We start from the raw sequence: 5,962 nt of genomic DNA, 5'->3' as shown, positions 1-5,962 counted from the left end.
CCCGGACGCCACCACCACCCCCGCCACCGGCCTGCCGGTGCCGGGCGCCTCCGGCACCACCGCGCCCGCCACCACCGGGCAGCCGGCCACGCCGGACCCGGCCGCGACGGCGACGGCGACGGCGACGGCGACGACGGCCGCCACCGCAGCAGCCACCACCACGCCCGCGGCCACCGCACCGGCGCCCGCGACCACCTACACCGTCGCCCCGGGCGACACCCTCTCCACCATCTCCAACAGCCTGACGCTGGGCGGCTGGCAGCACCTCTACGAGAGCAACTCCCCCACGGTCGGCACCAACCCCGACCTGATCCACCCCGGCCAGGTGCTCAACCTCCCCTGACCGGCCGGGACCGGCCCCGGCCGGCCCCACCCGAACCCCGCACCGGACCACCGGGCACGGGCCTGGCAGACTGCTGCCGACGGCCCGTGCCCGAACGATCCCAGCCGAGGTTCCATGCAGTCCCTGCTCGCCGGCTTCGCCCCGATCTGGGTGCTCACCGCCGTCGGCCTGCTGATCGCCCGGACCGGCCTGCTCGGGGAGCAGGCCGAGGCGGTGCTCGGCCGGTTCGTCTTCCATGTGGCCATGCCCGCCGCGCTGTTCACCATGCTCGCCGGGGCCCGCCCGGCCGGCCTGGTGGGCGCCGCGATGCTGGCCTTCGCCGCGGGCACGGTGCTGACCGCCGGGCTGGGCTTCCTGGCGGGCCGGGTGCTGTTCCGCCGGGCCCCGGCCGACCGGGCGATCAGCGGGATGGCGGCGGGCTACGTCAACTCGGCCAACCTCGGCATCCCGGTGGCCGTCCAGGTGCTCGGTGACGCCTCGTTCGTGGCCCAGATCCTGCTGTTCCAGGTCCTGCTGGTGTCCCCGGTGATCCTCGCCCTGCTCGACGCGGGCACCGCGCCGGCCCGCGCGGCGGCCGGCTCCGGGACGGCGGCGCCCGGCCCGCTGCGGCGGCTGCTCACCATGCCGGTCCGCAACCCGGTCATCCTGGCCTCCGCCCTCGGTGTGCTGGTCTCCGCCGCGGGGTGGCGGCTGCCGCCGTTCCTGGCCCGGCCCGGCGAACTGCTCGGCGCCGCGGCGGTCCCGACCGCACTGCTCACCCTCGGCATGTCGCTGCACGGCCGCCGGGCCGGGGCCGGCCCCGGGCTGCGGGCCGAGGTCGGCGTGGCCGTGGCCCTGAAGACGCTGGTCCAGCCGCTGGTCGCGCTGGCGGTCGGCGGCCCGCTGCTGCACCTGCCCCGCCATCAACTGCTGGCCGTGGTGCTCTGCTCGGCGCTGCCGACCGCCCAGAACGCCTTCGTCTACGCCCGCGAGTACGGGCTGAGCACGGCCGTGGCCCGCGACTCGGTGCTGTCCTCGACGCTGGTGTCGATGGGCACGCTCTCCCTGGTGTACCTGGCCCTCGGTCCGACGCACTGAGCCGGACTCCCGGCGGACTGCGGCAACCTGCCGTCTTGACGAAACCATGACACTGACGGACCATCATGCTGGCGCGCGCCGCACCTCCTCCCCTGTTCCGTCCCTACGGATCCCCCACCGGAGGACAGTCATGCGACTGCCCAGTCGAGGGAAGCCCGCCGCGGCCACCGCCGTCCTGCTGGCCCTCGCCCTCGCGTCACCGCTCACCACCCAGGCCGCCGCGCACCCGGTTCCCGCCGGGTCCGCCGTCGGCGCGGACACCGCCCGGCAGTACGTCCTCGACGGCCCGCGGACCGTCGCCGAGCGCACCGCCATCGCCGCCACCGGCGCCTCCGTCGACGCCGTCCGCAGCGACTCCGTGGTGGTCACGGCCACCGCCGCCGAAGCCGGCCGGCTGCGGGCGCTCGGCTGGTCCGCCACCCTGCTGCCCGGCCCGCAGGACGGCGCCGACGGCGCCCAGGAGTCGGCGGGCGCCGCCCTGTACGACTTCCCGTCCGCGGACTCCGGCTACCACAACTACGCCGAGGCCACCGCCGACATCGACGCCGTGGTCGCCGCCCACCCCGACATCATGAGCAAGCGCGTCATCGGCACCTCGTACGAGGGCCGGGCGATCGTCGCGATCAAGATCAGCGACAACGTCGGCACCGACGAGAACGAGCCCGAGGTGCTGTTCACCGCCCACCAGCACGCCCGCGAGCACCTCACCGTCGAGATGGCGCTCTACCTGCTGCACGAGTTCGGCGACAAGTACGCCACCGACAGCCGGATCGCGAACGCCGTCAACAGCCGCGAGATCTGGGTGGTCCCGGACCTCAACCCCGACGGCGGCGAGTACGACATCGCCACCGGCCGCTACCGCAGCTGGCGCAAGGACCGCCAGCCCAACCCCGGCAGCAGCAGCGCCGGTACCGACCTCAACCGGAACTGGAACTACAAGTGGGGCTGCTGCGGCGGCTCCTCCGGCTCCACCTCCAGCGAGACCTACCGGGGCAGCGCGGCGGAGTCCGCCAAGGAGACCAAGGTGGTCGCCGACTTCGTGCGCAGCCGGGTGGTCGGCGGCAAGCAGCAGATCACCGCGGCGATCGACTTCCACACCTACAGCCAGCTGGTGCTCTGGCCGTTCGGCTGGACCACCGCCAACACCACCACGGGCATGACCGCCGACGAGTACAACACCTTCGCCACCCTCGGCCGCACCATGGCCGGCACCAACGGCTACACCCCCGAGCAGTCCAGCGACCTGTACATCACCGACGGGGCGATCGACGACTGGCTGTGGGGCACCCAGCGGGTCTTCGCGTACACCTTCGAGATGTACCCGGGCCCGAACGGCAGCAGCGGCTTCTACCCGCCCGACGAGGTGATCGGACGGGAGACCAGCCGCAACCGGGAGGCCGTGCTGCGGCTGGTGGAGACCGCCGACTGCGTGTACCGGGCGATCGGCAAGCAGCAGCAGTACTGCGGCATCGCGACCTGAGCGGCGCCGCTCCGGACGGGCCCGCGCAGGGCCCGCCCGGAGCGGCAGACCGTCAGGAGCGCACCGGGCGCCGGGCCGGCTGGTCGCGGTCGCCGAACAGCCGGTGGTAGGCGGCCAGGTGGCGCGGGTCGGCCAGCAGGAACGGCAGGTCGGTCGGCACCATGTGGCGGATCACCAGCATCGGCAGCGGGCTGCGCAGCGGCCGGAAGTCGGGGTTCCACAGGCCCGGCTGGTCCGGCGGCAGGTCGTGGAACTGGCCCAGCATCAGGCCGTCCTCGACGAAGGCGGTCTTCAGCTCCAGCTGGGTGCGGTCGACGAGTTCGGGAGCCTCGGCGGTCGGCAGGTCGGGGAAGACGATCAGGATGGTGGTGAACTGCGCCCGGACGCCGCCGGGCGGCGCCAGCCGCAGGAACCAGTCCCGGTACAGCGCGACGGCCTCCGCCACCTCCCCGCGGTCCTCGGGCCGCCCCGGCCACAGGGCCAGGTGGAACCGCCCGTCGCGCAGCGAGGCGCCGACGAACGGACAGACCGGGCCGGTGCGGCCGAGTTCCGGGTGCGGCGCGGTCAGGTACGCCCGGGCCCAGCCGAGCACACCGCGCAGTGCGTCCGCGTACCGGCGGGCGTGCGGCGGCAGCCCGGCGGCGGGCGGCTCCAGGTCGGCGGCGGTGAACAGGGCGTGCTCGGGTCTGCCGGGGTGGGTGAGCATCAGGAGTCCCGCGGGTCGGCCGGGCGGGCGCCGGTCGGCTGCCCGGAGTCCGGAAGTGAGTCGTCGGCCTCGCGCAGCGGCCGGTACCCGTAGCCCGCGGCGGTCCAGGCCAGTGCGGCGAGGCCGGTGAGGACCACGACGGCGGCCATGCCGCGTCCCGGGCCGGTGCCGAGGACGGCGCCGATCAGGGTGCCGGGCAGGGTGGCGGGGTCGCGTAGCAGCGGTTCGAAGACGTGGTCGGTGAGCGGGCCGGTGACCAGGTAGCCGAGCGGCATCACCAGCCGGGCCAGCATCAGGCAGGTGGCGAGTACCCGGCCCTGCAGGTCGAGGCCGACCTTGAGCTGGACCAGGGCCAGCCAGTGGGCGTTGATCAGGGCCGCGCAGACACCGATGCCGAACATGCCGGCGGTCGGGAAGAACGCGGTCGGGCGCAGGCCGATCACCACCGCGGAGGCGGCGAACAGCCCGACGAAGGCGATCATGCCGGCGGCCCGGCGGCGGGTGCCGCCCCAGAGCGCCATCAGGGCGCTGCCGGCCAGCAGTCCGGCGCCCTGGGCGGCCAGCACCATGCCGAGGGTGGCGGGTGAGCCGAAGGCCAGGACCAGCGGGGTGACCAGGACCGTTACCACGCCACCGAGCGCGTTGGCGACGGCGAAGAAGACGGCGAGGGCGATCAGGCCGCGGCGGCGGGCCAGGAAGCGCCATCCCTCGGTGATCTCCCGCAGCAGCGGCCCGTCCCGGCGGACGAAGCCGAGATCGGGGAAGCGGACCACCAGCAGGGTGGTGAGCGAGATCGCGAACGAGGCCACGTCCAGCCACACCACGGTGGCCAGGCCGACGGCCACCGCCAGTGCGCCGCCGAGGAGTTGGGCGAACAGGGTGCCGGTGGCGGTGCCCAGTCCGACCACGCCGTTGGCCTGGCCCAGGTAGCGCTTGGGAGTGAGCTGGGTGACGGCCGCGAGGTAGGCGGGCTGCCGGAAGGCGGTGGCGACGGCCCCCACGATCACCACCGCGTACAGCTGCCACAGCCGCAGTGACCCGGCGGTGAGCAGGGCGGCGGCGGCCGCGCCGGCGCCGAGCGCGGCCAGGTCGCAGCCGATCATCACCCGGCGGCGGTCGTGGCGGTCGGCCACGGCGCCGGCGATGGGGGCCGCCAGGATGGCCGGGAGCAGCGCGAACGCGGCGATGGCGGCGAAGGCGGTGACGGCGCCGGTGGTGCGGTAGGCCCACAGGCCGAGGGCGAAGGTGGACAGTCCGGTGCCGACCAGCGAGACCAGCTGGCCGAGGGTGACGGTGAGGAAGGCGGTGAGCCGGGCCGGCGGCGGTACCTCGGGCGGTTCGGCCGGTCCCTCCGCGCGCCGCCAGCGCTCCACGCGTTGCTGCAGCAGTTCGGCGAGGGCGGGTTCGCGCTGGAAGAAGTGGCCGGCGCCGGGGACCACGGCGGTGTCCACGGCGGAGCCGTAGGCGGCCCATTCGTGGGCGCGTTCGCGGTGGAACTCGGTGACCCGGTCGCGTTCGCCGACCACCACCAGGACGGGGGTGGGGCCGGCCGTGGCGGGGGCGCCGTAGAAGCGTTCGGCCTCGACGGCGTCGTGCCGCACGGCCGCGGCCAGCAGCCGGCGTTCCTGCTCGGGGAGGTCCTCGGCGAGGCCGCCGAGGGCGCGCAGGCCGTCGGTGAGGGCGCGGTCGGACTGCCGGCGGCCGGGGGCGAGGCGGGCCAGGCGGCCGAGCGGTCCCGGCAGTTCGGCGGTCGGGAAGGCCGCCCCGACGACCAGGCCGAGGACGGGGTGGCCGGCGGCGCGCAGTTCGGCCTCGATCGCGGTGGCGAGGGCGGCGCCGACGCAGTGGCCGTACAGGACCACCGGGCCGGGGCGTTCCCGCAGGATCCGCTCGGCGCAGCGGCGGGCGAGGCCGGCGGCCGGTTCGGCGCTCTCGTCCGGGTGGGCCGGGTCGCGTCCGGGCGGCTGGACGGCGTACAGGGCCCAGCTGTCGGGCAGCCGTTCGGCGAGGTCGCGGTAGACGATGGCGCCGGCGCCGCCGAACGGGACGGCGAGGACGGTGACCTCGGCCTGCTCGGCGGTGGTGCCGGTCATCCGGTGGATCAGGTCGGCGGCCCGGCCGGGGCCGCCGAGGCGTGCGGCGAGGGTGCGGACGGTGGGGTGGCCGAACAGGTCAAGGACGGAGAGTTCGGGGTCGATCCGGCGGACCGCGCGGACGGCTCGCATGGAGTCGCCGCCGGCGGCGAAGAAGTCCTCGTCGAGGCCGACCGGCCGTTCCAGGACGTCCTGGAAGACGGCGGCGACCAGCGCTTCGGCGGGGGTGGTGGGGGCGGCGACGGGACCGGTGGGGGTCTCGG

At 75.3% G+C, this 5,962-nt stretch carries 5 protein-coding genes; 3 read left to right on the top strand and 2 right to left on the bottom strand.

Annotation, left to right across the window (positions count from 1 at the left end):
* From AA75_RS19490 to AA75_RS19480, 3 genes are all read left to right on the top strand, one after another.
* On the top strand, nucleotides 1–343 hold a 343-nt coding region (locus AA75_RS19490), incomplete at its 5' end, for a LysM peptidoglycan-binding domain-containing protein (protein ID WP_149038248.1).
* A gap of 114 nt (nucleotides 344–457) precedes the next feature.
* Nucleotides 458–1,420, top strand: coding sequence for an AEC family transporter (locus AA75_RS19485; RefSeq protein WP_033821395.1), 963 nt, complete (start codon nucleotides 458–460; stop codon nucleotides 1,418–1,420).
* A 130-nt stretch (nucleotides 1,421–1,550) separates the two neighbouring features.
* Entirely contained in the window at nucleotides 1,551–2,900 is a 1,350-nt protein-coding gene (locus tag AA75_RS19480; RefSeq protein ID WP_033821394.1) for a M14 family metallopeptidase, read from the top strand.
* 52 nt (nucleotides 2,901–2,952) lie between these two features.
* On the opposite strand, the gene AA75_RS19475 is transcribed toward AA75_RS19480, so the two are convergent.
* Together AA75_RS19475 and AA75_RS19470 are read right to left on the bottom strand one after the other, a co-directional pair.
* Nucleotides 2,953–3,606 carry a DUF6875 domain-containing protein gene (locus AA75_RS19475; RefSeq protein ID WP_051812803.1) on the bottom strand — a complete coding sequence of 218 codons (654 nt, stop codon included), beginning with the start codon at nucleotides 3,604–3,606 and terminating at the stop codon, nucleotides 2,953–2,955.
* A partial coding sequence (locus AA75_RS19470) for an MFS transporter (RefSeq protein ID WP_033821393.1) occupies nucleotides 3,606–5,962 on the bottom strand: 2,357 nt, incomplete at its 5' end. The genes AA75_RS19475 and AA75_RS19470, both read right to left, overlap by 1 nt.

It is taken from the genome of Kitasatospora sp. MBT63, assembly GCF_000710465.2.
Taxonomy (GTDB): domain Bacteria; phylum Actinomycetota; class Actinomycetes; order Streptomycetales; family Streptomycetaceae; genus Kitasatospora.
This window is presented reverse-complemented; position numbering and strand designations above follow the sequence as displayed.

Excerpts from the sequence above, each read along its gene's own strand:
- AA75_RS19485 (WP_033821395.1), top strand. The coding sequence starts at position 458 with ATGCAGTCCCTGCTCGCCGGCTTCGCCCCGATCTGGGTGCTCACCGCC.
- AA75_RS19480 (WP_033821394.1), top strand. The coding sequence starts at position 1,551 with ATGCGACTGCCCAGTCGAGGGAAGCCCGCCGCGGCCACCGCCGTCCTG.
- AA75_RS19475 (WP_051812803.1), bottom strand. The coding sequence starts at position 3,606 with ATGCTCACCCACCCCGGCAGACCCGAGCACGCCCTGTTCACCGCCGCC.